A 24,634-nucleotide genomic window follows, 5' to 3' on the forward strand; every position below is an offset into this window, starting at 1 on the left:
CTCATAACCTGAAGGTCGTAGGTTCAAATCCTACTCCCGCAACCAACACCGAACGCCCCGCGCCCCAAAGGCCGGGGCGTTCGGCGTTTGGGGGGGGGCTGTCGCCAAACCTGTTGCGCAGAAAAAGACCGGAGGCCGCCCTGAGGGGCAGGGCGCCGACCTTTGGCAGCTCACCAGGCTTCAACACTCGGCCGGATCTGCGTCTCGAAGGTCCAGGCGTCCTTCGGTTGCTTCCAGAGCTGGATGTAGGTTTGAGCAACCGAGGCAGGGCGCATGAGGACGCGGTCGCGACCGGATTCGGCCATGCGTTCGCGGACCCAGGCCGTGTCGACGCCGGAATCGATGACCAGATGCGCGACGTGGATACCCTGGGGCATGAGTTCCCGTGCTGCGGATTCGGCCATGGCGCGCAGGCCGAACTTGGCGCTGGCGAAGGCCGCAAAGCCCTTTCCGCCGCGCAGGCCGGCCGTGGCGCCGGTGAAGAAGATGCAGCCCTCGTTCCTTGGCAACATGGCCTTTGCGGCTTCGCGCCCGGTCAGGAAGCCGGCGTAGCAGGCCATTTCCCAGACCTTGCGAAAGACCCGTTCGGTGGTCTCGACGTAGGGAAAGTTCACGTTGGCGCCGATGTTGAAGATACAGACCTCAAGCGGGGCCGTGGCCTCGGCTTCGGCCATGAACTGCACGACCTCGTCCTCCTTGCGTGCGTCCAGCGACCGGGCGTGGATCGTGCCGCCTGCGGCCTCGATCTCTGCCACCAAGGGGGCAAGCTTGTCGCCGTTTCGACGTCCGGCGAAGATGGTGAAGCCTTCGGCCGCGAAGGCCTTGCAGATTTCGGCGCCGATGAAATCGCCCGCGCCGACAACGGCCACGGTCCTGTTTCGGTTTTCCATGGGTTTTCCTTTCCGTGGCGTGGTGTCAGAGCCGGGCGAGGTGGTCTTCGACGTCGCGCAGGCGGTCCTTGCCGAAGTAGATCTCGCCCTCGATGTGGAAGGTGGGGGATCCGAAATCGCCTTGTTCCACGGCACGGGTGGTCAGATCCAGCAGCTCATCCTTGATGGGCTGGCTTTCGGCGTCCTGCATCAGGGTGTCGGCATCCAGGCCGGCGGCCGACAGCGTCGCGCGGGCGGCCTCCGGATCACCCATGTTCACCTGATCTTCCCACATGGCGGTGAAGACCGTGTCGACATAGGGCGCGAAGACATCCCTGTGGCGGGCCGCCACGGCGCCGCGCATCAGGCGCAGGGTGTTCACGGGGAAATGCGGGTTCCAGCTGAACCGGTTCAGCCCGTGGCGTCTGATGAAGCGGTCACGTTCTATGGCTTCGTATTCCAGCCGGTTCTTGATGCCCGCGAAGGCTTCGGCCGGGGACCGGTTGCCGGTGGCGCGAAAGACACCACCCAGAAGCACGGGCACGTAGGTGACGGTCGCGTCGTGCCGTTCGGCGATCCCCGGCAGGACCTTGTGCGCCAGATAGGCGTTCGGGCTGCCGAAGTCGAAGTGGAAGTCCACTGTTCTGGTCATGCGGGTCTCCTCCCCCGGGGTGGATCAGAAGGCCGCGGGTGACGGGTGTCGGCCCCATGTCCTGACCGGCCCGTTGTCAATCACGAGTCAGTTCTGAAATCGAACGTACTTTTGACATGGGTCCGCGTCAACGCTAAACCCGGAGGGCGATCTGTGACGGAGGCGTCGGATGAAGTGGGATGAGCTGGCAGAGCAAAGCTGTTCGATGGCGCGCACCTTGTCGGTGATCGGCGACCGCTGGACGCTGATGGTCTTGCGTGACTGCTTTCTCGGGGTGCGGCGGTTCGATGATTTCCAGCGTCGTCTCGGGGTGACGCGGGGTATCCTGTCGGACCGGCTCAGACAGTTGACCGAGGCCGGCGTGCTGGACAAGGTCGCCTACCAGGACCGGCCGCCGCGGCATGAATACAGGCTGACCCGCAGAGGGTTGGATCTGCATCCCGTGATCCTGTCGATCGTGCATTGGGGCGATGTGCACATGGCCGGAGAGGCCGGGCGCCCGATCCTGCATCGGCACAAGACCTGCGGCGCGCTGTTCGACCCGGTGCTGAGCTGTTCTGAATGCGGTGAGCCCGTGCGCCCGCATGATGTCGAGGTGATCCGCGGCCCGGGTCATGCGGCGGACCGGCATATGCCACCGGACGAGGCCGAGGGCTGAGGTTGGAGGGGTGGCAGGCGGGCTAAGCAGCACTCGCCAGAAACCGCCGGGTTGCGGTCATGACGTGCCGGATGACCGCGCGTGGCCCCTCGATTGCGGTCAGCCGGGTCATCGGGACTTCAAGCGCCAGGGGAAGGTCCGGGGGCAGGGCGGCCAGATAGGCCTTCAGGTCGATGCCCCCGTCGCCCGGCGGCAGGCGTTCGGCGCGGCCGGCGTGCAGCAGATCGTCGGTCGTGTAAGGCGGGTGCACCGGCGCGTCGCACAGATGTGCAAAACGCAGCCGGTCGGGTGTCAGCCGTGACAAGGTGCTCAGGTCGCTGTCGGATCGGTCGAAATGCAGGCTGTCCGGCAGAACGCCGACGGTCGGTCCGGCTGCGGCCGCGATGCCAAGTGCCGCGTCCAGTGTTGGCACCACCGTCCAGGGGAAGAACTCCAGCACCGTGCCCAGGCCCCTGGCGTTGGCGTGTTCGGTCAGGGCCGCCAGCGTGTCGGTCAGGCGGGACAGGTCGGGGTCGTAGGGGGCGGTGATGACCTCGCGCGCGCCAAGCGTGGCCCCCGCATCGAGAAACCGGTCAAGCGCCGCGACATCGGTATGGGGGTCTATCTTGACGAACTCGATGTCGTGGACGCGCAGCCCCGTGTCCCGCAGGGCGGCGGTCGTGGCGCGCATCAAGCCGGGGTCCTCCATCAGGGGATAGCCGGGGCTGATGTCGGTCACCCGGATAAGCCGCAGGCCGACGGCGTCGAAGCCTGCCTCGGCGGCCGCTTGGATCAGGTCCGGGGGCGGCAGGTCGATGGCCGTCAGATGGGCCAGGGACAAAGACCGGGTCATGCCGCGCCCCGGGCCGCGTGGCGCCCGGCGATATAGCCGAAGGTCAGCGCGGGGCCCAAGTTGATGCCACCGGCCGGATAGTGCCCGCCCATGACGCTCGCCATATCGGTGCCGGCGGCATAGAGCCCGGGGATCGGCCGGGCGTCCTTGTCCACAACACGGGCTGCGCCGTCGGTCTGCAACCCGGCGAAGGTGCCGAAGCTGCCGGGGATGACACGGACGGCATAGAAGGGCCCGGTGGCGATCGGGGCGAGGCAGGGGTTCGGGGTGACTGTGGGATCGCCCTGCAACCGCATGTAGGGCGTGGTGCCGCGCCCGAATTCGGGATCCTCGCCCCGGGCCGCGCCGCTGTTGAAGGTGGCGACCGTCTGCGACAGGCCCTCGGGGTCGATGCCACAGGCGCGGGCCAGTTCGGGGATCGTCGCCGCGCGCGTCAGGTAGCCAGAGGTGATCCAGCGGCTAAGGGGCATCGGCGCGGGCCGGACGATGCCAAGGCCATATCGGCGGATGAACCTGTGGTCGCAGACCAGCCAGCTTTGCACCGGCTCGTCCTGCGGCGTGGCCTCGATCATCGCCTGAACATAGTCGTGGTAGCCAAGGCCTTCGTTGCAAAAGCGGGCGCCGGTGCGGCGCACGCCGATGACGCCGGGTTTGCCGCGGTCGATGATATGCGGGAAGGTGCCTGTCGTGCCATCGGGCCAGGTGACGGACGAGACGGGGCACCATGCGCCGGGGGCTGCCAGGGTGGTGGCCTGCCGTCCCCCGGCGGTTTCGCCAAGGCGCAGGCCGTCGCCGGCCGCACTGTCCACGGCAAGGGTGCGATGATCCCGGGCCCTCGGGAAGGTCGCATCGCGCCGGGCCGGGTCGTGGGGATAGCCACCGCAGGCCAGAACCACGCCCCGCGCCGCGCGGATGCGCCGGCTGCCGTTGACCGTCGCGCTGATGATCCGGCCGTCGTGCAGTTCAAGCGCCGTGATGGCGGCGTCCGTTCGAAGATCGACCTTGGCGGCCAGCGCGGCCTGCATCAGGCGGGCGACCAATGCGTTGCCATTGCGCAGATCCATCCCGCGGCGATGACGGGCCAGCGACCACAGGTGTCGCCCCAGGCGTGTCGCCACGTGCAGGGCGGCGCGCGGCGATCGGGTGGCCGTCATGAAGGCGCGCAGGTCCGCGCCCGCCTGGATCGTCATGCCGATGAACGAGGTTTCGCGCATCGGTCGGCGCAGGCGGTCGATCTCGGGCCCGAGGGCGCGCCCGTCGAAGGGGGCGGCGATCACCGACCGGCCGCCGGTTCCGGCCCCGGGCAGGTGCCCGTAGGTGTCCGGAATGCCCGCGCCACATTCGAAGGTCAGCCCGGCGTCTTCCAGAAACCCGATCATCTCGGGCGCGGTCGACAGGAAGGCCTCGACAAGCTCGGCGTTGAAGGTGTTGCCCTGAACGGCCTCCAGGTACCGGCGCGGACCGCTGGTGTCTTCGTCAAAGCCATGGCGACGCGCGACAGGGTTGCAGGGGGCCCAGATCCAGCCGCCGGACCAGGCGGTCGTGCCGCCAAGGACATGGGCCTTTTCGCACAGGATCACCTTCAGCCCCTGCCGTGCGGCGGCCAGTGCGGCGGTCAGCCCGGCCGCCCCGGATCCCGCCACCAGCAGATCGCAGTCGTCGTCCCAGTCTGTCGGTTGCTCTGCCATGCCGGATCCTCCGTTCCCGACTTTGTTGTTCCGCTGCACCGGGATAACGTCAAATGCTTGTTTGCGGCTTAGCGTAACCTGATGTTAAATCGATCCAGGGCAGGAGGGTGCGATGCGCGAAATCACGTTAAGGCAGGTCGAAGTGATCCGGGCCGTCATGTTGCGCGGCACGATCAGCGGCGCGGCTGAATTGCTGGGGGTTTCGGCGCCCGGCATCTCCCGCCTCGTGAAGCACACGGAGGAGACCCTGGGGGTCAGGCTGTTCGAACGGCGCGCCGGATTGTTCGTGCCCTCGGTCGAGGCCGGGAAGGTCTTTGACCAGATCCGAGAGGTCTACAAGGGCGTCGAGAACCTGCAATCCGCGCTGGATTCCCTCCAGAAGGGCGAAGAGGTTCAGCTGTCCTTCGCCTCGGCGCCATCGGTCGCGCAGTTCATCGCGGCGCGCGCCCTGCGCAGCATCCGGGCGCGGTATCCTGACCTCTATATCGACCTGAACATCCTCAAGATCGAAGAGACGGCGGATTACCTGCTGCTGGAACGCGGCGAGTTCGTCATCATGAGCTCGGCCATCCACAACCCCGGCATCCAGAGCGACAAGCTGGCCCAGGGGCGTGTCGTGGCGATCCTGCCCGAAGGCCATCCGCTGGCCGATCAGGCCGTCGTGTCGGTGCATGATCTGGCGAAGGAAGACGTGGTGGGCATCGATCCGTCCGATCCCTATGGCCGCATCATCTCGCGCCCATTCCGCGAGGCGGGCCTTGATATCCGTCACACCATGCGGGGCAGATTCGCGCAAACCATCGTCAGCCTGGTGCGGCACGGGCTGGGCGTGGCGCTGATCGACGAATTTTCGGTGGCCGAAGTGTACCTGCCGGGCATCGTGCGCAGACCGATCGTGGAAGAGACCTTCATCGACATCTACGTGGTGACGAAGAAGGACAGGGTCCTGTCAAACTTCGCAGAATTCAGCATTCAGCAGTTCCGCAAGGAGATCATGGAGGCCGGCAGGAACTGGTCCTGACCGGCGCCTCGGAATAACTTCAGGTTAATGATGTGGCAATAATCGTATTTGACGTTAATGGATCGGATCGCGCATCACCATGTCATCGAACGCGAGGAGGATCGCGTTCACTTTGACAACGGGAGGAACCTCATGAAGCGTTTCGTACTTGGCGCCGTGTCGGCGCTTGTCCTCGGGGCATCGGCTGCAGGCGCGGCCGATTATCCGTCCAAGGAAATTCAGGGCATCATCCAGTGGGGGGCCGGCGGGTCGACCGATACGGTGATGCGGTCCGTGACGCCCCATGCCGAAGAGGCGCTTGGCGGTTCGGTCGTGATGCAGAACATGACCGGCGGCGTCGGTGCCATTGCGTTGAACCACGTCGCAGGCCAGGCGGCCGACGGCTACACCCTGCTGATGGGCGCGGAAAACCCGCTGCTCTACAAGGTCATGGGCCTTGGCGACAAGGACTATGGCGATTTCATCCCGGTCAGCATCCTGGCGCGCGGCACGCCCATCCTGGTGGCCAACCCCGATGCGCCGTTCGACGATTACGCAGGCATGATGGCCTACATCAAGGAAAACCCCGGTGAGTTGCGCGTGGGCGCCACCGGCCCCGGTGGTCTGCCGTCGGTCGTGACCGCGATGATCAACACCGTCGAAGGCGAGATGGACGTGATTTCCGTGCCTTACGATGGTGACGGCCCGGCGCTGACCGCGCTGCAGGGTGGCGCCATCGACGTCATGCCTGCCGTTCTCGGCGCCGCGATCGAAGGCATCCGTGCCGGCAACATGAAGCCGCTGGCGATCTTCGATGTGGCGGCCAACGACAAGCTGCCCGAGGTTCCGCCGGTCACCGACTTCAACGACGCCTACAACACCTACCTGCCCTGGGGCCCGTTCTTCGGTGTCTTCGTGGCCAAGGGGACGCCGGATGACGTCGTCGCCAAGCTGGCGGATGCCTATGCCAAGGGGTCCGAGAATCCCGAGTTCAAGGAGCTGATGGACAACCGCGGCTTCTCGATGATGGGGATCTCCGGGGCCGAAGCCGAGGCGTTCCTGTCCAAGTGGCAGCAGGGCACCACCTGGCTGCTGCAGGATGCAGGTCTGACCAAGGCGTCGCCCGAAGACTTCGGCATCGCCCGTCCGTAACCCGGACCGAACGGCGCCTGACGCCACCTGAGCACGTCGGCGCCGCACTTCGAACCCGGAGTGCGGCGCCTTTCATTTCCGCCATCCGGCGGGCGGGGGAGGGAAACCCATGAACATCGAAACGGATCATCACGACGGCACGTCCGACGCCACGCCCGGCGGGTACGAGAAGCAGCGGCGCCCCGGCGAACTGGTCTTCTGCGCCTTCCTGGCCCTGGCCAGCCTGTTTCTGGTCTGGGACGCCTGGGGCATCGAAAACGCCTTCGGCCCGAACGGCCTGTCGTCGCCCCGGGCCATTCCGCTGGCCACGACGCTGGTCATGGCGGTGTCGGCAATCGTGATCTTCGTCAAGGACATGCGCCTGCCCAAGGTGGCCGGTGAGACGGTTCGCAAGGACATCCTGCCTGTCACCGTCGTGATCCTTGCCCTGATGCTGGTGGCCTATGGCGTCGCGCTGAATTCGCTTGGGTTTCTGCCGACCTCGGCGCTTTTCCTGATCGTCGCGATCAAGCTGCTGGCGCGGCGCGGCTGGGCCTGGACGCTGGCCGTGTCGCTAGGCAGCCTGATCCTGATCTGGGTGATCTTCCGCATCGTCTTCACCGTGCTGATGCCGTCGGGGATCGTGCCCGAGGCGGAATTCATCCAACTGTTCCGCAACCTTCTTTCGGGGGCAAACTGATGGACGCGATCCTTGCTTTCCTGACCGTCTTCACCCAGCCCGAACTGCTGTTGCTGGTCGGTCTTGGCACCTTTGCCGGTGTCTACGTCGGGGCCATTCCCGGCCTGTCGGTGACCATGGCCGTGTCGATCCTGATCTCCTTCACCTTCTCATGGGATGTCTACCCGGCGATTTCGCTGATGATCGGCATCTACATGGGCGGGGTCTATGGCGGGTCGCGCACGGCGATCCTTCTGAACATTCCCGGTGCGCCTTCGGCGATCGCCACGGCGCTGGACGGCTATCCGCTTGCCAAGCGCGGAGAGGCGGGGACCGCCATCGGCGTGACGACCGTGATGTCCTTCATCGGCGGGTTCATCGGCATCGGGGTGCTGGCCGTGGCCGCGCCCTTCGTGTCGGACTTCGCGCTGAAGTTCCAGCCGCGCGACTACATGCTGCTGGCGGTGCTGGGCATCCTTCTGGTCGGGTCGCTGTCAGAAGGCAGCCTGGTCAAGGGCATCTTCGCGGGCGCCCTGGGGATCGCCATCGGCGCCGTGGGCCGCGACCCGCTGACCTTCACCGAACGCTTCACTTTCGACATCCCGCTGATGCAGGGCGGGATTTCCTTCATCGCCGTCATGATCGGCATGTTCGGCGTGTCCGAGGCGCTGATGCAGCTGCACCACGTCGACAAGGATGCCGTCCGGCAGAAGATCAGCCGCATCGTGCCCTCGCTCGCCACGGTGAAGAAGCACCTGCCGCTGTCGATCCAGACGTCCTCGATCGGGGTGGTGATCGGCGCGCTGCCCGGCACGGGCGGGGATATCGCCGCGCTGATGGCCTATGACCACGCCAAGCGGGTGACCAAGAACCCCGAGCGTGACTTCGGTGACGGCGCCATGGAGGGCCTTGTCGCGCCCGAGACGGCGAACAACGCCGCCGTTGGGGGCGCCTTCATTCCGATGATGACCCTTGGCATTCCCGGTGACGCGGTGACCGCGATCATGATCGGTGCGCTGTTCATCCACGGGCTGAACCCCGGGCCGATGCTGATGGTCGATCAGCCCGACATGTTCTGGTTCATCGTCGGCGCGCTGGTCATGGCCAATGTCTTCATGCTGATCTTCGGCCTGACCGGCATCAAGCTCTTTACCAAGATCGTCGAGATGCCGCGCGCCGTCCTGATCCCGTTGATCATGCTGCTGTCCATCGTCGGCGCCTATGCAGTCAACAATTCGCTGACGGATGTCTACTGGATGCTGGGCTTCGGCTTCTTCGGCTATTTCATGCGGCACTACGGCTATCCTCTCGGGCCGGTGATCCTTGGCGTGATCCTGTCGCGCCTGCTGGATGACAACTGGCGCCGCGCGATCATTTCCGAACGCGAGGACCTGGGGCGCTTCTTCGGAGGGCTCTTCTCAAGCCCCTTGTCGACGGTGCTGTTCATCGCGGTGATCCTGATCTTCGTCAGCCAGACGCCCATCTGGACCCGCGCCAAGGCCCGTCTCTTCCCGGCACGCAAGGAGGTCAAGCAATGACCCGCCAGCTGAAACTGGGGCTGATCGGCGACAACATCGCCCGGTCCCGCGCCAACGTCCTGCACCGCCTGGCAGGTGCGCAATGCGGCCTCGAGGTCAGCTATGACCGGCTGGTGCCCAAGCTTATGGAGCGGGACTTCGACGGCGTCTTCGATCACTGCATCGATGCGGGTTTCGACGGCATCAACATCACCTATCCGTACAAGGAACGTGCCGCTGCACGGGTGCAGGTCGACGATCCGCTGGTGCGGGCCATCGGGGCCGTGAACACGGTGATCTTCCACGCCGACGGGCCCAAGGGGTTCAACACCGACCATTCGGGGTTCATGGCGGGCTACCGCGCCGTCCGGGCTGAAAAGTCGACCGGACCGGTGCTGATGATCGGCACCGGCGGGGTGGGCAAGGCGGTGGCCTTCGGGTTGGCCGGGCTGGGCACGCGCTGTCTTCGGCTGGTCGACCGCGACCTCGCCAAGGCGGAAAAGCTGGCCGAGGCGCTTCAGGCCGTGGCGCCCGACATGGATATCTCGATCTGGATCAGCGCCGAAAAGGCGGCCGAGGGCAGCGCAGGCCTGATCAACTGCACCCCCGTCGGCATGGTCGGCCACGAGGGCACGCCGCTGGATCCGGCGGCGATGGCGGGGGCCGAGTGGGCCTTCGACGCCGTCTACACCCCGGTCGACACGCAGTTCCTGCAGGATGCGGGGGCCGCAGGGCTGTCGATCATCTCGGGGTGGGAGCTATTTTTTCATCAAGGCGTGCATGCGTGGTCGCTGTTCTCCGGCACCGGGGTGAACGAAGGCGCGCTTCGCCACAGCTTGCAACAAGAGGTCGAAACCGCATGAAAACCGCAATCGCCACAGTCTCGATCTCGGGGACGTTGACGGAAAAACTGGATGCCATCGCCGAGGCCGGGTTCGACGGGATCGAGATCTTTGAACAGGATTTCATCACCGACACCGGCAGCGCGCGCGACGTGGGCAACCGGATCCGCGACAAGGGGCTTGAGGTCAGCCTGTTCCAACCCTTCCGCGACTTTGAAGGACTGCCGGATCCGTACCGTGCCAAGGCCTTCGACCGGGCTGAGCGCAAGTTCGACCTGATGCAGCAACTGGGTGCGGAGCTGGTTCTTGTCTGTTCCTCGGTCCACGCCAAGGCTCTGGGCGGCATCGACCGCGCGGCCGATGATCTGAGAGAGCTGGGCGAGCGTGCCGCGGCGCGCGGGCTTCGCATCGGATACGAGGCGCTGGCCTGGGGGCGCTATGTCAACGATCATCGCGACGCCTGGGAAATCGTGCGCCGGGCCGATCACCCGAACGTCGGCGTGATCCTCGACAGCTTCCATACGCTTGGCCGGGGCCTGGACCCCGAAACCATCCGCCGCATTCCCGGCGACCGGATCTTCTTTGTCCAGCTGGCCGATGCCCCGAAGATCGACATGGACCTGCTGTACTGGTCGCGTCACTTCCGGAACATGCCGGGCGAAGGCGACCTGCCGGTGACCGATTTCATGCGGGCGGTGATGGCTGCGGGCTATACCGGGCCGGTCAGCCTGGAAATCTTCAACGACCAGTTCCGGGGCGGCAGCGCCCGGGCCGTGGCGCGTGACGGCTATCGGTCGCTGATCGCGCTGATGGACGATGTGCGCCGCGCCGAACCGGCCGTAGGCATCGACCTGCCGGCAATCCCGTCCCGCCAGTCGATCGAGGGCACCGCCTTTGTCGAATTCGCCACGCGCGGGGCCGAGGGGGATGCGCTCAAGGCGCAGCTGACCGCGCTCGGCTTTGCCGAAACCGGGCGGCACGTGTCCAAGGCGGTCTCGCTTTGGCAACAGGGCGACATCCGGTTCGTCGTGAACGAGGAAACCTCCGATTTCGCCGGGTCGGCCTATAACATGCACGGCACCTCGGTCTGCGATGTGGGGCTCATGGTGTCCTCGGCGGCTGACACTATGGCCCGTGCGGCGGCTCTGGGCTCAAAGCCCTTCGCGCAGGCGCCCAGTGTCGGTCAGCTGGATATCCCCGCCATCCGGGGTCTGGGGGGCAGCGTGCTGCATTTCCTCGACGACAGCCACGCGGACGTCTGGCAGGCCGAATTCGGCGCGACGCGCGCAGGCCCCGCCGGTGCGGGCCTGACCACGGTCGATCACGTCGCGCAGACCATGACCTATGACGAAATGCTCAGCTGGTCGCTGTTCTACGGGTCGCTGTTCGGCATGACCAAGGCGCCGATGGTGGACGTTGTCGATCCCGACGGGCTGGTCCGGTCACAGGCGCTTGGTGCCGATACCGGGGCGTTCCGGATCACCCTGAACGGCGCCGAAACGCACCGCACGCTGGCCGGGTCCTTCCTGGCCGACAGTTTCGGCGCGCCGGTGCAGCATATTGCGCTGACCACCGACGACATCTTCGCCACCGCCGATGCGCTGGCCGAAAAGGGGTTCGCCGCCCTGCCGATCCCCGACAACTACTATGACGACCTGGTATCGCGGTTCGACCTGCCGGCCGAGGACCTGGCGCGCATGAAACAGCACCAGATCCTGTATGACGTCGACGAGGACGGGGCCTTCTACCAGCTTTACAGCCGCCCTGCGCCGAACGGTTTCTTCTTCGAGATCGTTCAGCGGACCGGCTATCAGGGCTACGGCGCGCCGAACGCCCCGTTCCGCATCGCCGCGCAGAAGCGGCTGGGCCGGACAAAGGGCATCCCCGTCGAATAGGGCAGGGCGGTTCCCCCGCGCGGGGGCAATGCGTGCGCCGCCCGGCTGGACCGGGCGGCTTGCGTCAGCCGTTGTAGTCGGCGTCGCTGACCTTTTCGAGCCACGTGACGGCCCCGTCGCCCAGGTTTTCCTGGATCGCGATGTGGGACATCGCCGTGTCGGGCGCCGCGCCATGCCAATGCCTTTGACCGGCCGGAAAGATCACCACGTCGCCGGCCGAGACCTCCTCGACCGGGCCGCCGTCGCGCTGGACGCGCCCGCGTCCGAAGGTGATGATGATCGTCTGTCCTGCCGGATGGGTGTGCCATGCCGTGCGCGCGCCCGGCTCGAACGTCACATGCGCGCCGCTGGTGCGGCCCGGGGCGGGCATCTGGAACAGCGGGTCAAGGCGCACGGTCCCGGTAAAATAGTCCTCGGGCCCGGGTCCTGACGGGGTGCTGCCGCTGCGAATGATCTGCATGGGGTGGTCCTTCCGTGGGTCTGTGATCTGGGTGCCAATGTCGAAGATTGCAGGGCGCCGGTCAAAGGCGATCCCGCATGTGCACAGAGGCAGGGTCGCACGATAGTGACGACGGTGCAGCGGCCGAGGGCTTGGCGTGCCGATGGGCACGTCATTGGGCGCGTCCAGATGGTGGCGCGGAGATCTGCGGATCAAGACTGAAGAAAGTGGCTGGGGTGGTAGGATTCGAACCTACGGTACACGGTACCAAAAACCGCTGCCTTACCGCTTGGCTACACCCCAACGTGACGCGCTGATTACTCTGGTCGCCGGATGGGTTCAAGCCCAAATCCGGCAAAAAACGCATCAAAGGACAGAAGGCCCGGGGTCACTCTGTCCGGGCGTCGGTGGTGAGGAGATCTTCCTGCTCGCGGGTGCGGCGTTCCTCGTCCACGATGGCCTCGAGTTCGTGTTCGGCATGGGCCTGCACGTCCTGCACCTGCTCGGGGTCCGCGACCGGCGCGGGCGTGGCGGGGGCGGGGCGTTCGGGGGCCTGGCCAAGGCCTTCGCCACCGGCGCCGACCAGGCGGTAGGTGGGTTCGGGCATCTGCACCCCGGCCTCGGTCAGGGCGGCCATGCAGAGACGGATCGCCTCTCCTCGGGCGGCCTGAAGCGAGGTGTGGCGCTGGTCGATCCATCCGATCAGGCGCAGGGTGACGGTGCTGTCGCCGATGCCGTCGATCCAGGCGTTCGGGGCCGGGGCCTGCAGCACGAAGGGCAGGGCGGTCAGGGTCTCTTTCGCGATCTGCGTCGCAGCGGCCATGTCGCTGTCGGGCGCGATGCCGATGTCGAACAGGAACCGGCGTTCGTCGTTGATCGAATAGTTGACGATCCGGCTTTTGAAGACGGTCGAATTCGGGATGCGGATGTGGTTGCCGTCGTAGCTGAGCAGGATCGTCGCGCGCGAGGTCAGGCGGATCACCTTGCCCTCGTCTCCGTTGATCTCGACCGCGTCATTGGGGCGGAAGGGCTGGCGGATCGACAGCATGACCGAGGCGATGAAATTCTCGACCGTGTCCTTCACGGCGAAACCGATGGCGAGGCCGATGATCCCCGCGGCGCCCAGGATGGTGGACAGAAGCGCCGTGGCGCCAAGGATATCCAGTGCCACGACAATGCCCGCAATCCCGAAGGCCAGCCGCACCACGGTGCGCAGGATGTCGGCGATGAAGGCATTGGGCGCGATCCGGTCCCAGGGCTGGCGCATCCGGGTGATCAGCGCGCCGATGAAGACCACGACGAGGAAGGCGGTAAAGGCGATGGCCAGCAGCGGCAGCCAGGCGACGAAATCGGTGGCGCGTTTCTCGAACCGCTCGAGCGCGGGGTTGAGCCTTCGGGCCACATCGGTGGTCTCGGTCACCTGGTTGCGGATTGCCACCACGCCTTCGACCCGCGTGGCCAGGTCGTTCAGCTCGGTCGCGGCGCTGGCGTCGATGGTGGTGCCGCGCAGGGTGACGATGCCCGACGACACGGTGACGGTGACATCCTCGTAGCCCTCAAGCTCGGCCAGGATGGCGCGGATGCGGGTGGCGATGGCGGCGTCCTGTTGCGCGCTGTCGGCGACCGAAATCGTGCCGGTCGGCTGGTCCGAGGTCTGCGCCGAGGTCAGGGTTGCCGGGATCAGGCATAGCGCCGTCAGGCAGAGAACAGGCAGGATACGAAGCATTTGCAGGCCGAAATCAGATCAAGGAATGGCCTGATCCTACCCGTCATGTCTGCGGGATCAATCCCTTACCTCGTCGGCCTCGACCCCCCAAAGTGCGGATTTCGGCGACCAGCCCTTGTAGCCCGCGACCGAGACCCGGCACCAATCCAGAGTGCACTGGTGCAGCCGGGCGATCACGCCGATTTCCAGCTGGGCCGCGACGGGGCTTTTTTCGTTCGGGCGGACATGCAGATCCAGCATGTCCTTCTGCACCAGAACCGTGCGGACCCCGGACAGAAGCGAATGGTGGATCCAGCCGCCGGCCCCCTCCTGGTCGACGACGCGGCGCCAATGGCCGAATTCAGCGACGATCTGCAGCGGCATGTTGCGGCGCATGAAGACCCAGTCGATGCGGTGCGTGACGCTTGGTCCGCGGCGGACGTTGCCCTTTGTGGCCTTCATCGACACATAGCGGGGCAGGGGCAGGCGGGTGATCGGGCCGACGCGCGGCTCTTCCGCTTCGGCCTGGGTCTGCTGAGGGATCTCTGCGGGCGGGCTCATCGCGGCCAGATCGACCGTGTTCGGCGCGGCGGGCGCCTCGGTCGTGGCGATGGTGTCGGTGGGCGTGTCGCCCTGCGCCAGGGCCGTGCCGCCCATCACACCCAGTGAACCCGTGATAACCAGTGAAAGCGCCAGTGCGCTCAACCATTTCTGCAACATGGCCCTGCCCGAATTTGCCCCAAACGCGCCGGCGGTTCTTGTGCCTCCGGTTTCTTTGGGCCACTTTGCCCGTAACCTGAAGCCGTTGGAAGCCGGAGGAGGCCCTGAATGTCAACTCGACGTCTGAGTGTTGTCGTTACGCGACGCCTGCCCAAGCGGGTCGAGGACCGCATGGCGGAGCTGTTCGACGTCACCCTGGGGCCGGATGACCGCCCCATGACGCGGGCCGAACTGATGGAGGCGATGCGGACCGCGGATGTCCTGGTGCCCAATCTGCGCGACCGGATCGACACCGGGCTGCTGGCGCAGGCGGGTCCGAACCTGCGCCTGATCGCGAACTACGGCGCAGGTGTTGATCATATCGACGTCGCGACATGCCGCGAACGCGGGATCCTGGTGTCGAACACGCCTGACGTTGTCACCGACGACACCGCCGACATGACCATGGCGCTGATCCTGTCGGTCACCCGCCGCATCCCCGAAGGTCTGTCGATGATGCAGGGCGCCGGGTTCGAAGGCTGGAGCCCGAACATGATGCTGGGCGGCCGGATCGCCGGGCGTCGCCTGGGGATCCTCGGCATGGGGCGTATCGGTCAGGCCGTGGCGCGGCGCGCCAATGCCTTTGGTATGCAGGTGCATTACCACAACCGTCGCCGCCTGCGCGAAGAGACCGAAAAGGACCTGGGCGCGACCTATTGGGAAAGCCTGGACCAGATGGTGTCGCGCATGGACGTGCTGACGGTGAACTGCCCGCACACGCCCTCGACCTTCCATCTGCTGAACGCGCGGCGGCTCAAGCTGATGAAACCCGAGGCCGTGATCGTCAATACCTCCCGCGGGGAGGTGATCGACGAAAACGCGCTGGCGCGGATGCTGAAATCGGGTGACCTTGCCGGCGCGGGCCTGGATGTCTTCGATCACGAAGGCGGGTCGGGGACCGAACTGAAGGGGCTGTCGAACGTCGTGCTCTTGCCGCACATGGGATCGGCCACGCGGGAAGGTCGGGCCGAGATGGGCGAAAAAGTCATCATCAATATCAAGACGTTCGCCGACGGGCATCGGCCACCGGATCAGGTCTTCCCCGCCATGCTGTGACGCGGTTCGGGGCGATTTCACAAAACTGCAAAATCGACGCTGTACTTTTGTATGGGTGCGATTAATCGTTTATTTGGGATTTCGGCAGAACTTGGTCGGTGACTGACCCGTCGCGTGGTGCGGCGGCACCACTGACCAGGAGGTGGTCGTTTGACTGACCTGTCGAAATTCGACGCCCCGCCGCCCCGCGCCTCGGAACCCGAATGGGGCCGGGAAGATTTTCTCAACACCCTCGTCGGTACGCTGTCCGAGACGATCGAACAGGTCGTCGGCCTGAACGATGCGGAAACCTTCATCGGCATGGTCGGCCGCCGCATGGGCCAGTCTGCCGCCGCGCGCCTGCCGTGCCAGGGCAAGGCAACGCCCGAAGAGGTCGCCGAACACCTCAAGTCGTTCAAGGCCTCGATCGGTGGCACGTTCGAGGTGGAGTCGGTCGACGGTTCGAAGCTCACCTTCACGAATTCGCACTGTCCCTTCGCGTCCGAAGTGAACGGGCGGCCATCGCTGTGCATGATGACGACGAATGTCTTCGGACGGGTGGCGGCCGATGCGACGGGCTATGCCCGGGTCAATGTCGTTGAATCGCTGGCGCGGGGCCACGGGCGCTGTCTGGTGAAAGTAAATCTCGAATGGGAAGATGACGGAGATGGACAAGAGTTCTTCGGCTGATCTGCCTGACTTTGCCCGGGGCGCGATCGCGATCATTGCCCATCTTCCCGGGGTCGCCCTTCTGGCGGACGACACGGGACGGGTGCTGTTTGCCAACGACAGCTACTACAAGGGGCTGCCGCGCGAATTGGGGCCAGGTGCGCCGCCGCCCCTGGATGCCATCCCCGAGGACATCGTGCAGGACGCCCTCGGGTCCACCAGCCCAAGCCTCCATTCCCTGCGTCTGCCGTCGGGGCGCAAGGCAGGTGTCGCCTGCATCGCCGTGCGATCCGAAGATCGCAGTCAATCCTATGTGCTGGTGCGTGAAGACGGCCGTCAGGCGATCGTGGCCAAGTTCGTCACCGCGCAAGAAAGCGACCTGCCACCCCGCACGGACCAGACCGATCGCCTGTCCGAACAGGCGCGGCTGAAGGCCGAAGCGAACCACTGGCGCCTGCTTTCGATGTCCGACCGGCTGACCGGCCTGTTCAACGCGACGGGCTTCCGGGATCGCGTCAGTGCGGCCATGGAGGGCGAAAAGGTCGGCGCGCTGGTCTACGCCGACCTCAACGGCTTCAAGATGGTCAACGACACGCTCGGTCACGCGGCGGGGGATGAGGTGCTGAAGGATATCGGCCAGGCTCTGCGGACGACGATCCGAAGCGGCGACATTGCCGGGCGCATGGGCGGCGACGAATTTGCAATCTACCTGCCGGGCTGTCCGCCGGACGAACTGGAAAAGGTGGTCGAACGGTTGCGGGTCGCCATGTCCCGCCGCATTCCCGTCTCGCGCAAGCTGGGACAGACCCCTGTCGTGCTCAAGATCACGCCGGCGATCGGCACGGCCAGCTTCCCCGAGGAAGAACTGGCACTTGATGACCTGCTGCGTCGGGCGGACGCACGCATGTACGCCGACAAATCCGCGGCCAAGTCGCCGCGCCGACTGGCCTAACGGTTGGCGCCCGGGACCCAAAGCACGTCTGCGGCGCCGTCGTCATTTGCGATGCGACTGGCGACAAAGAACCAGTCCGACAACCGGTTGAGGTATTTGACCGCCACGGGATTGCAGCCTTCCTCGGTCATCAGCGCGACGGCAAGCCTCTCGGCCCGGCGCGAAACGGTCCGGCACAGATGCAGATGGGCGGCCAGCGGCGACCCGCCCGGCAGGACGAAACTGCGCAACGGCGTCAAGGCGGCGTTCATCGCGTCGATCTCGGCCTCCAGCCGATCGACCTGAGAGGCGATCATCCGCAGCGGCGGGTATTCGGCAGTGTCGTCCGCGTCCATGTCAGGGCGGCACAGGTCCGCGCCCAGATCGAACAGGTCGTTCTGAATGCGAGACAGGGCCGCGTCCATGTCGCCCTCGGCGTGCAGCCTAGCAAGGCCGATCGTGGCGTTGGTTTCGTCCGAGGTGCCGTAGGCCTCGACCCGAAGCGAAGGTTTGGGCACACGCGTGCCGTCCCCAAGGGCCGTGTCACCCGCGTCGCCCGTCCGCGTATAAATCTTGGAGAGGACGACCATGTCAGTTGCCCCCCCGGATGAAGACGAACAGCAGGATCAGGGCCACGGCGATGAACTGGGCGATGATGCGGGCCTGCATGACCTTGTTGGCGCGCTTGCCGTCCGACCCGACGGCGAAGCCGCCGATCCCGTACAGCAGAATGCCCGCGACGACCGCGACGGCGATGGCGACGATGATGAAAAGCGGATCATTGATCATGGGAACCTCCCGGCGTTTCCCCAGATGTAGCGGGATGGCGCGGAAAAGCGAACCCGCCATAAGCGCGCAGGGCTCAGGCGCGCGACAGGATCCAGTCCATGGCCCGCGTGGGCAACAGGCGGCGCGCCACCGTCATCGCCTTGGTTGGCGTCGTCACGCGGTAGCGCGCGCGTGGCCTCGGATCTTCCAAGGCGCGGATCAGCGCCTGCGTCGTGGCCTCTGGTGTGAGCTCGAACCGGTCCCGCCCCTTCGCGTCGTAAAGCCGTTTCAGAAGGGACGCTCGATACTGCTCGGCCCGGGCTGACTGTTCCCAATCCACGAATTTTTCGAAATAGGTCGCGCTGTTACGGCGAAAGTCCGATGCGATCGGGCCCGGCTGGATCAGCACGACGTCGATCGGCGTGTCGCGCATCTCGATCCGCAGCGTATCCGTCAGCCCTTCGAGCGCAAATTTCGACGCGATGTATGACGACCGCCAAGGGGCCGCGACAAAGCCCAACACCGACGAGCAATTGACGATCCGCCCGTGCCCCTGACGGCGCATCACGCGGATTGCACGCCGGGTCAGCTCGTGTGGGCCAAACAGGTTGGTCTCGAAAACCAGCCGAAGCCCGTCGCGCGGGATGTCTTCGTTTGCGCCGGGAAGGGCGATCGCGCCGTTGTTGAAGAGGGCATCCAGCGTTCCACCGGTTGACTCAATCACCGAGTCAAAGGCGGCATTCACGCTGGCGCTGTCTGTGTAGTCGAGGCGGAAACTGTCGAAACCTTCGCCTTGCAGGCGCGCGACGTCTTCATCCCTGCGGCAGGTCGCAAACACGCGCCAGCCGCGATCCCGAAGCCCATGCGCGGCATGATGGCCGATGCCGGATGAACATCCGGTAATCAGGATCGATTTTTTCGTCACGCGGGGTCTTTAGCCTTAATCCGCCGAGCTGACCAGGAAATCGGCCATCCAGCCAATACGGCCCGAGTCGGACACGCGCAGCTTGAGCCAGCCATTGCCGGGCTCGGCCAGCACTTCCACCTCATCGCCGCGCTCTAGACGGCTGACGATGGAGTAGGCCGTGCCGGGGCCATTGCGCATGTTCACGCGATTGCCGGTCACGGCACGCATGTCGGCGACGGCCTCGACCACTTCGGGTTGCACGGCGGCGGGGATGACGGTGGCGGTTTCTTCGTCCCGTTTCAGGACGTTGGAGAATGACGCAAGGACAGAAGGGTCGACCGCTGCCAGCTCAGCTTCTGCGGGAGCGCGAAGGTCATAGCTGGGGGCGGTGTAGGCGGCGCGGGTAACCTCGGCGGCGGGTTCGGGGCGCGGATCGGTGGCGCGTGTGGCTGCTTTCGCATCTGCGGAGGCCGTCGTGACGACGGGTTCGGCGGGCGCGGCTTCAGCTACGGGGCGGTTGGGCTGGAAATTCGCGCCGCCGCTCATCTCGTAAAGCGCCCATGCGAGAAATGCGAAGGTCAGGAAAATAAACTTGTACATCGTCCGATCCGTTGTCAGGGGTGTCGGGTAAACACTCGGGTAACCAATTGGTTCCCTTATAAAACGATTCGGTTGACGGGCAGAGTATGGAATTCCGGTCCATGGAAACTGTCATCTTTACGGTCGCAGGCCTGCAAGGTACACATCATCTATGACCGACGTGATTGACGACCCCAACATGGATGGCAATGAGACGACCGAGCCGCTCTCTCGGGCGATTGGTGACCGGTATCTGACCTATGCGCTGTCGACGATCATGCATCGGGCGCTGCCGGATGCGCGCGACGGGTTGAAGCCGGTGCACCGGCGTATCCTTTATGCGATGCGCGAGTTGCGGCTGACGGCGGGCGGGCGGTTCCGGAAATCGTCCAAGATCTCGGGCGACGTGATGGGCAACTTTCACCCGCACGGCGACCAGGCGATCTATGACGCGATGGCGCGCCTGGCGCAGGATTTCAACGTGCGCTATCCGCTGGTCGACGGACAGGGCAACTTTGGCAACATTGACGGGGACAACCCTGCGGCGAGCCGGTATACCGAAGCACGTCTGACTGCCATCGCCGAGGCGATGATGGAAGGTCTGGCGGAAAATGCCGTGGACTTTCGCGACAATTACGACGGCACATTGTCCGAACCTGTCGTGCTTCCCGCAGCAATTCCCAACCTTTTGGCCAATGGGTCGTCGGGCATCGCGGTCGGTATGGCGACGAACATCCCGCCGCACAATATTGACGAGCTGTGCAATGCCGCGCTGCACCTGATCAAGACGCCCGACGCGCGGGACGAGACGCTGCTGAACTTCGTGCCCGGCCCGGATTTCCCAACCGGTGGCATCATGGTCGAGCCGCGCGAGAACGTGGCCGAGGCCTATCGCACCGGGCGCGGATCCTTCCGCCTGCGCGCGAAGTGGGAGGTCGAGGACCTGGGCCGTGGCCAGTGGCAGGTCGTCGTGACCGAGATCCCCTACCAGGTTCAGAAGTCCAAGCTGATCGAACGGATCGCCGACCTGATCCAGACCAAGAAGATTCCGATCCTTGCCGACATCCGGGACGAAAGTGCCGACGACATCCGCATGGTGTTCGAACCCCGGTCGCGGTCGGTGGACCCGGATGTGATGATGAACATGCTGTTCCGGAATTCGGATCTGGAAGTGCGGTTCAGCCTGAACATGAACGTGTTGATCGACGGTGTGACGCCGAAGGTCTGTTCTCTGAAAGAGGTGCTGCGCGCCTTCCTTGATCATCGCCGGGACGTGCTGATCCGCCGGTCCACGCACCGGATGGAAAAGATCGACCACCGGCTCGAAGTGCTGGAAGGCTTCATCATCGCCTTCCTCAACCTCGACCGCGTGATCGACATCATCCGCTACGATGACGACCCCAAGGCCGCGCTGATGGCCGAGGACTGGTCGGTCAAGCGGGGGCGCGCGACGGACGAGGCCTCTTACATCTCGCCGATCGGGCTGGACGCGGAAGGCGAGCTGACAGAGGTTCAGGCCGAAGCGATCCTCAACATGCGTCTGCGCAGCTTGCGCCGCCTGGAAGAGCTGGAGCTGATCCGCGAACGCGACGCCCTGATGGAGGAACGCGCGGGGCTGGAGGATCTTCTGGACAGCGAAGACCGGCAGTGGTCCACGGTCGCCGACCAGATCCGCGAGGTCCGCAAGACCTTTGGCGCCAAGTCGGAAGGCGGCGCGCGGCGCACGCTGATCGAAGAGGCGGGCGAGGTCGAGGACGTTCCTCTCGAGGCGATGATCGAACGCGAACCGATCACCGTGGTCTGTTCGAAGATGGGCTGGGTGCGCGGCATGAAGGGCCACGTCGATCTGACCCAGCAGTTCAAGTTCAAGGACGGCGACGAAGGACGGTTTGCCTTCCATGCTGAAACGACGGATCGCCTGCTGGTCTTCGGGACCAACGGCCGGTTCTACACCATGTCCGCCGCGAACTTGCCCGGCGGGCGCGGGATGGGCGAGCCGCTGCGTCTTATGGTCGATCTGCCGAACGAGGCCGATATCGTCGATATCCTTATCCACAAGCCGGGGGGCAGGTTGCTGGTCGCGTCCAGCGCGGGCGACGGCTTCGTCGTGCCGGAAGACGAGGTTCTGGCCCAGACCCGCAGCGGCAAACAGGTTCTGAACGTCAAGGATGGCGTCACGGCCCTGGTCTGCAAGCGGGTTGACGGGGATGCTGTCGTGGTTGTCGGGGAAAATCGCAAGTTGCTGGTTTTCCCGATGGACGAATTGCCGGAAATGAACCGTGGCAAGGGCGTTCGGTTGCAGAAGTACAAGGATGGCGGTCTGTCCGATGTCACGACCATCACCTTGTCGAACGGCCTGTCCTGGCTTGATCCGGCGGGTCGCACCCGTACGGAGCCCGATCTGGCCGAATGGCTTGCCAAGCGCGCCACGGCGGGGCGCATGGCGCCGCGCGGGTTCCCGCGTGACAACAAGTTCACCTGATCAGGGTCAGTCCACTCCCCGGATAATCAGGACGACCCCGTTCTTTGTCATGGCGTCGTCCTGCAACAGGATCGGGTGGCTTTCGATTTCGATCGACATGCCGTCGTAGTCGCCGGTCGCGAACCCTGCTTCGCCGGTGTTCAGGGTTTCATCTGTCAGGCGCTTGAGGTTGACGAAGTCGAACCGGGGGCCGACCACGTCGAGGCCCGGTCGATATCGTGGTTCTGCAGCTGAAAACGCCGCGACATCAGCTGGCTGAAACGCCGGATGTGCCCGGACTGGTCCAGGAAGATGACTCCGACCTTCAGCTTGTTCAGAACCAGATCCATGTTCGAGTTCAGGTCCGACAGTTCCTCGATCTTCAGTTCGTGTTCCGCGCTGACGCTCACCAGCTCGTCGTTGACTGCGTGAAGCTCTTCGTTCGAGCTTTGCAGTTCCTCGTTCGACGCCTGCAGTTCCTCGTTCGAGGCCTGAAGCTCTTCGTTGGAGGCCTGAAGCTCTTCACCGCTGGCCTCGAGGCGTTCGGTGACCTGCTGCAGGGTCTCTTCGGTCAGGCGCAGGTCCCGCTCAAGCTCGGTGATGCGCTGCGACAGGATCGCCGCGTCATCGGTGACCACGGATGTCGGGTTTTCATTAGTCCCGTCCAGGGTGTAAGGCGCTTCGTCCAGCTTGATCGAGATCAGAAGGAACTGAGGATTGTCTTGGTATTCAAGCGGTTCGATGGTGAGGTTGCACCACTGCGGCTTGGAATTGTCGAATTCGACCTTCACCTTGCGATTGTAGCTTTCCATCGCATTTCTGCGAAGCTTCTCAAGCCCGACGTTGATGGCAAAGTGCAGTGAGGGGTGCACGATGTCCTCGATCGTCCAGTCGGCGAGGTTGTTCAGCGTGTCGATAAATGCGCTGGCCGCGCCGAACCAATTGAGCACGCGGCCGTCGGCCGAAATCAGGATGGAAGAGGGCGCGTAACGCTTCAGCAGCGCGCTGTAGCTGCGGATCAGAAGGTCACGGCTGCGCGGTTCGTTGATCTGGGGGGACGTCATATGATTGAGCCGGGGGACGGTAGGGATCGCATCGGGCGCATGTTCTCGTCTCGGGGTGCCGCGCGGTCGATCGGTCAGGAAGAAACGCCGATGCCCGTGCCGGTGAGAACTTTTCTGGAAGATGCGCCAGCGGGCGTTCACATTGGTGAATTCCTCGGCATAGCTGCCAAGGGTCTCGGATGGGCCAAGCAGCAGGTAGCCGTCCTTGCTCAGCCCGAACAGGAACATCGAGATGATCCGCGACCGGGGTTCGGTATTGAGGTAAATCAGAAGGTTGCGGCACGAAATTAAATCAAGGTGCATGAAGGGCGGATCGGCCAGCGCATCATGGACCGAGAAGATCAGCTTCTGCCGCAGCGACGGATCGACCACGTATTGGTCGCGATGTTTCAGGAAATAGCGATCCCGCAGGGACTGGTCCATCTTGGCCAGGGCCTCTTCATCGAAAAGCCCGGCCGAGGCCTTGTCGATGGACCTGCGATGCACGTCCGTCGCGATCACCCTGAACCGGCACGACGACTTGGCCGCGCGGATCGCTTCGCTCAGTTCGATCGCGATCGTATAGGCTTCTTCACCGCTTGCGCAGGCAGGGATCCAGATGCGGATCGGCGTGTCGTCCTGCTTGGCCGCGACCAGTTTGTCCAGGACGTTCTTGCGCAAGGCCGCGATGGCCTCGGGGTTGCGATAGAACTGGGTGACGCCGATCAGCAGGTCTTCGTAGAGCTCGTCCAGCGCGGCGGGGTTGGCAAGAAGCAGCTGGCGATATTCCTCGACGTTTCGAAAGCCGTGCAGTTCCTGTCGACGCACGATCCGCCGCTGGACAAGGTCGGGCTTGTAGGCGCTGAAGTCCAGATTGGTGTGGTCTTTCAGAAGTCTCTGGATTTCCTCGGACATTTTCGCCGTGTCCAGCTGGTTCTCCTGCTGGTCAGTCTTCCCGGTTGAAAAGTAGTCGCGGATCGCCTGGGGCATGTCGGCGGCCGACATGATCCGGCTGACCGCTCCGGTCTTGAGGATCGACTGCGGCATCGACGAGAAATCGGCCTCGGTCGGCGTCTGCACGAAGACGGCCGCGCCCTGCGCGAACAGCGCCGTTGCCCCGCGCGCGCCGTCGGACCCCGAACCCGAGAGGATCACGGCTGCGGTCGATTCCGGCGGACGATCGGCGATGGAATTCAGGAAGTAGTCGATCGGCAGGTGGGGCAGGGTGTCCGGATCGTCATAGGCCTGGGTTCGAAACGTGTCGCCGTCAAGTCGTACGAATTCACTGGGTTTGTTCAGGTAGATCGTGTTCGGTTCGATCGAGAGACCGTCTGCGACGTGCTGGATCCGCAGGGTCGAGCGGCGTTCCAGGATGGCTTTCATCATCGACCGGTAGTCCGGCGATAGGTGCTGGATCACGACAAAGCACCACCCCGCGTCGACGGGCGCGAGATTGAAGAATTCTTCAAGCGGTTCAAGACCCCCGGCTGATGCGCCGAGCCCCACGAGAGGAATTGTCTTGCCGTTCTGTGCCGTTTTGCCATTCATAGGGGAAAGCCGTTCGTTGCTAACGCA

Annotated in this window: 24 protein-coding genes and 1 tRNA gene; 11 read left to right on the forward strand and 14 right to left on the reverse strand. The window is 64.7% G+C overall.

All coding sequences use genetic code 11. The features are described 5' to 3' along the window. Nucleotides 1-170: 170 nt before the first annotated feature. Both E4S58_RS12865 and E4S58_RS12870 read right to left on the reverse strand, forming a co-directional pair. Nucleotides 171-890 carry an SDR family NAD(P)-dependent oxidoreductase gene (locus tag E4S58_RS12865; protein ID WP_136636853.1) on the reverse strand — a complete coding sequence of 240 codons (720 nt, stop codon included), beginning with the start codon at nucleotides 888-890 and terminating at the stop codon, nucleotides 171-173. A gap of 25 nt (nucleotides 891-915) precedes the next feature. Continuing rightward, on the reverse strand, nucleotides 916-1,521 hold the full coding sequence (locus tag E4S58_RS12870) for a 2-hydroxychromene-2-carboxylate isomerase (protein WP_136636854.1): 606 nt from the start codon (nucleotides 1,519-1,521) through the stop codon (nucleotides 916-918). Nucleotides 1,522-1,690: 169 nt separating this feature from the next. Here E4S58_RS12870 and E4S58_RS12875 point away from each other — a divergent pair, with 169 nt between their 5' ends. Beyond that, the gene (locus tag E4S58_RS12875; RefSeq protein WP_136636855.1) at nucleotides 1,691-2,179 is read left to right on the forward strand and encodes a winged helix-turn-helix transcriptional regulator; all 489 of its coding nucleotides are present in this window, start codon (nucleotides 1,691-1,693) and stop codon (nucleotides 2,177-2,179) included. A gap of 22 nt (nucleotides 2,180-2,201) precedes the next feature. Here the strand turns inward: E4S58_RS12875 and E4S58_RS12880 are convergent, their stop codons facing one another. Both E4S58_RS12880 and E4S58_RS12885 read right to left on the reverse strand, forming a co-directional pair. Continuing rightward, complete coding sequence (locus E4S58_RS12880; protein WP_136636856.1) at nucleotides 2,202-3,011, reverse strand: sugar phosphate isomerase/epimerase family protein; 810 nt, start codon at nucleotides 3,009-3,011, stop codon at nucleotides 2,202-2,204. After that, entirely contained in the window at nucleotides 3,008-4,699 is a 1,692-nt protein-coding gene (locus E4S58_RS12885; protein WP_136636857.1) for an FAD-dependent oxidoreductase, read from the reverse strand. Before E4S58_RS12885 ends, E4S58_RS12880 begins: the two co-directional genes overlap by 4 nt. Before the next feature lie 112 nt (nucleotides 4,700-4,811). Between E4S58_RS12885 and E4S58_RS12890 the strand changes: the two genes are divergently transcribed. From E4S58_RS12890 to E4S58_RS12915, 6 genes are all read left to right on the forward strand, one after another. Then, nucleotides 4,812-5,720, forward strand: coding sequence for a LysR family transcriptional regulator (locus E4S58_RS12890; protein WP_136636858.1), 909 nt, complete (start codon nucleotides 4,812-4,814; stop codon nucleotides 5,718-5,720). Nucleotides 5,721-5,852: 132 nt separating this feature from the next. Then, entirely contained in the window at nucleotides 5,853-6,851 is a 999-nt protein-coding gene (locus E4S58_RS12895) for a Bug family tripartite tricarboxylate transporter substrate binding protein (protein WP_136636859.1), read from the forward strand. A 109-nt stretch (nucleotides 6,852-6,960) separates the two neighbouring features. Then, the gene (locus E4S58_RS12900) at nucleotides 6,961-7,530 is read left to right on the forward strand and encodes a tripartite tricarboxylate transporter TctB family protein (protein ID WP_136636860.1); all 570 of its coding nucleotides are present in this window, start codon (nucleotides 6,961-6,963) and stop codon (nucleotides 7,528-7,530) included. Next, complete coding sequence (locus tag E4S58_RS12905; protein WP_136636861.1) at nucleotides 7,530-9,047, forward strand: tripartite tricarboxylate transporter permease; 1,518 nt, start codon at nucleotides 7,530-7,532, stop codon at nucleotides 9,045-9,047. Before E4S58_RS12900 ends, E4S58_RS12905 begins: the two co-directional genes overlap by 1 nt. After that, nucleotides 9,044-9,889 (forward strand): shikimate dehydrogenase family protein, encoded by an 846-nt coding sequence (locus tag E4S58_RS12910; protein ID WP_136636862.1) that lies wholly within the window; start codon nucleotides 9,044-9,046, stop codon nucleotides 9,887-9,889. Before E4S58_RS12905 ends, E4S58_RS12910 begins: the two co-directional genes overlap by 4 nt. Continuing rightward, nucleotides 9,886-11,763 (forward strand): bifunctional sugar phosphate isomerase/epimerase/4-hydroxyphenylpyruvate dioxygenase family protein, encoded by a 1,878-nt coding sequence (locus E4S58_RS12915; protein WP_136636863.1) that lies wholly within the window; start codon nucleotides 9,886-9,888, stop codon nucleotides 11,761-11,763. The genes E4S58_RS12910 and E4S58_RS12915 overlap by 4 nt, the downstream gene beginning before the upstream one ends. A 64-nt stretch (nucleotides 11,764-11,827) precedes the next feature. Here E4S58_RS12915 and E4S58_RS12920 read toward each other — a convergent pair whose 3' ends face one another. From E4S58_RS12920 to E4S58_RS12935, 4 genes are all read right to left on the reverse strand, one after another. Beyond that, a complete protein-coding gene (locus tag E4S58_RS12920; protein WP_136636864.1) occupies nucleotides 11,828-12,223 on the reverse strand; it encodes a (R)-mandelonitrile lyase in 396 nt (131 codons plus the stop codon). A 207-nt stretch (nucleotides 12,224-12,430) separates the two neighbouring features. Beyond that, nucleotides 12,431-12,505: transfer RNA gene (locus E4S58_RS12925), tRNA-Gln, on the reverse strand. Between the two features lie 85 nt (nucleotides 12,506-12,590). Further along, a complete protein-coding gene (locus E4S58_RS12930) occupies nucleotides 12,591-13,928 on the reverse strand; it encodes a mechanosensitive ion channel family protein (RefSeq protein ID WP_136636865.1) in 1,338 nt (445 codons plus the stop codon). A 57-nt stretch (nucleotides 13,929-13,985) separates the two neighbouring features. Then, nucleotides 13,986-14,627, reverse strand: coding sequence for an SH3 domain-containing protein (locus E4S58_RS12935; protein ID WP_420821282.1), 642 nt, complete (start codon nucleotides 14,625-14,627; stop codon nucleotides 13,986-13,988). A 108-nt stretch (nucleotides 14,628-14,735) separates the two neighbouring features. Here E4S58_RS12935 and E4S58_RS12940 point away from each other — a divergent pair, with 108 nt between their 5' ends. The 3 genes from E4S58_RS12940 to E4S58_RS12950 all read left to right on the forward strand — a co-directional run bounded on the left by E4S58_RS12940 (nucleotide 14,736) and on the right by E4S58_RS12950 (nucleotide 17,322). Continuing rightward, complete coding sequence (locus E4S58_RS12940) at nucleotides 14,736-15,722, forward strand: 2-hydroxyacid dehydrogenase (protein ID WP_136636866.1); 987 nt, start codon at nucleotides 14,736-14,738, stop codon at nucleotides 15,720-15,722. Between the two features lie 150 nt (nucleotides 15,723-15,872). Next, entirely contained in the window at nucleotides 15,873-16,391 is a 519-nt protein-coding gene (locus E4S58_RS12945; protein ID WP_136636867.1) for a methanogen output domain 1-containing protein, read from the forward strand. Then, nucleotides 16,369-17,322: a GGDEF domain-containing protein gene (locus E4S58_RS12950; RefSeq protein WP_169052671.1), complete on the forward strand. Its 954-nt coding sequence runs from the start codon at nucleotides 16,369-16,371 to the stop codon at nucleotides 17,320-17,322. Before E4S58_RS12945 ends, E4S58_RS12950 begins: the two co-directional genes overlap by 23 nt. On the opposite strand, the gene E4S58_RS12955 is transcribed toward E4S58_RS12950, so the two are convergent. The 4 genes from E4S58_RS12955 to E4S58_RS12970 form a co-directional block, all read right to left on the reverse strand. Then, nucleotides 17,319-17,891: a cob(I)yrinic acid a,c-diamide adenosyltransferase gene (locus tag E4S58_RS12955; RefSeq protein ID WP_136636869.1), complete on the reverse strand. Its 573-nt coding sequence runs from the start codon at nucleotides 17,889-17,891 to the stop codon at nucleotides 17,319-17,321. The genes E4S58_RS12950 and E4S58_RS12955 overlap by 4 nt on opposite strands. 1 nt (nucleotide 17,892) lies before the next feature. Further along, complete coding sequence (locus E4S58_RS12960) at nucleotides 17,893-18,090, reverse strand: twin transmembrane helix small protein (RefSeq protein ID WP_136636870.1); 198 nt, start codon at nucleotides 18,088-18,090, stop codon at nucleotides 17,893-17,895. Nucleotides 18,091-18,163: 73 nt separating this feature from the next. Further along, nucleotides 18,164-18,994: an SDR family NAD(P)-dependent oxidoreductase gene (locus E4S58_RS12965; RefSeq protein ID WP_136636871.1), complete on the reverse strand. Its 831-nt coding sequence runs from the start codon at nucleotides 18,992-18,994 to the stop codon at nucleotides 18,164-18,166. 15 nt (nucleotides 18,995-19,009) lie between these two features. Continuing rightward, complete coding sequence (locus E4S58_RS12970; protein ID WP_136636872.1) at nucleotides 19,010-19,576, reverse strand: SH3 domain-containing protein; 567 nt, start codon at nucleotides 19,574-19,576, stop codon at nucleotides 19,010-19,012. 151 nt (nucleotides 19,577-19,727) lie between these two features. Here E4S58_RS12970 and E4S58_RS12975 point away from each other — a divergent pair, with 151 nt between their 5' ends. Then, nucleotides 19,728-22,037, forward strand: coding sequence for a DNA topoisomerase IV subunit A (locus E4S58_RS12975; RefSeq protein WP_136636873.1), 2,310 nt, complete (start codon nucleotides 19,728-19,730; stop codon nucleotides 22,035-22,037). A gap of 6 nt (nucleotides 22,038-22,043) precedes the next feature. On the opposite strand, the gene E4S58_RS18040 is transcribed toward E4S58_RS12975, so the two are convergent. Together E4S58_RS18040 and E4S58_RS12980 are read right to left on the reverse strand one after the other, a co-directional pair. Next, nucleotides 22,044-22,235 carry a hypothetical protein gene (locus tag E4S58_RS18040; RefSeq protein ID WP_240789557.1) on the reverse strand — a complete coding sequence of 64 codons (192 nt, stop codon included), beginning with the start codon at nucleotides 22,233-22,235 and terminating at the stop codon, nucleotides 22,044-22,046. Further along, complete coding sequence (locus E4S58_RS12980) at nucleotides 22,193-24,607, reverse strand: CheR family methyltransferase (protein WP_240789558.1); 2,415 nt, start codon at nucleotides 24,605-24,607, stop codon at nucleotides 22,193-22,195. Before E4S58_RS12980 ends, E4S58_RS18040 begins: the two co-directional genes overlap by 43 nt. Between the last annotated feature and the right edge of the window lie 27 nt (nucleotides 24,608-24,634).

It is taken from the genome of Pseudooceanicola onchidii, assembly GCF_004959925.1.
GTDB lineage: Bacteria > Pseudomonadota > Alphaproteobacteria > Rhodobacterales > Rhodobacteraceae > Pseudooceanicola > Pseudooceanicola onchidii.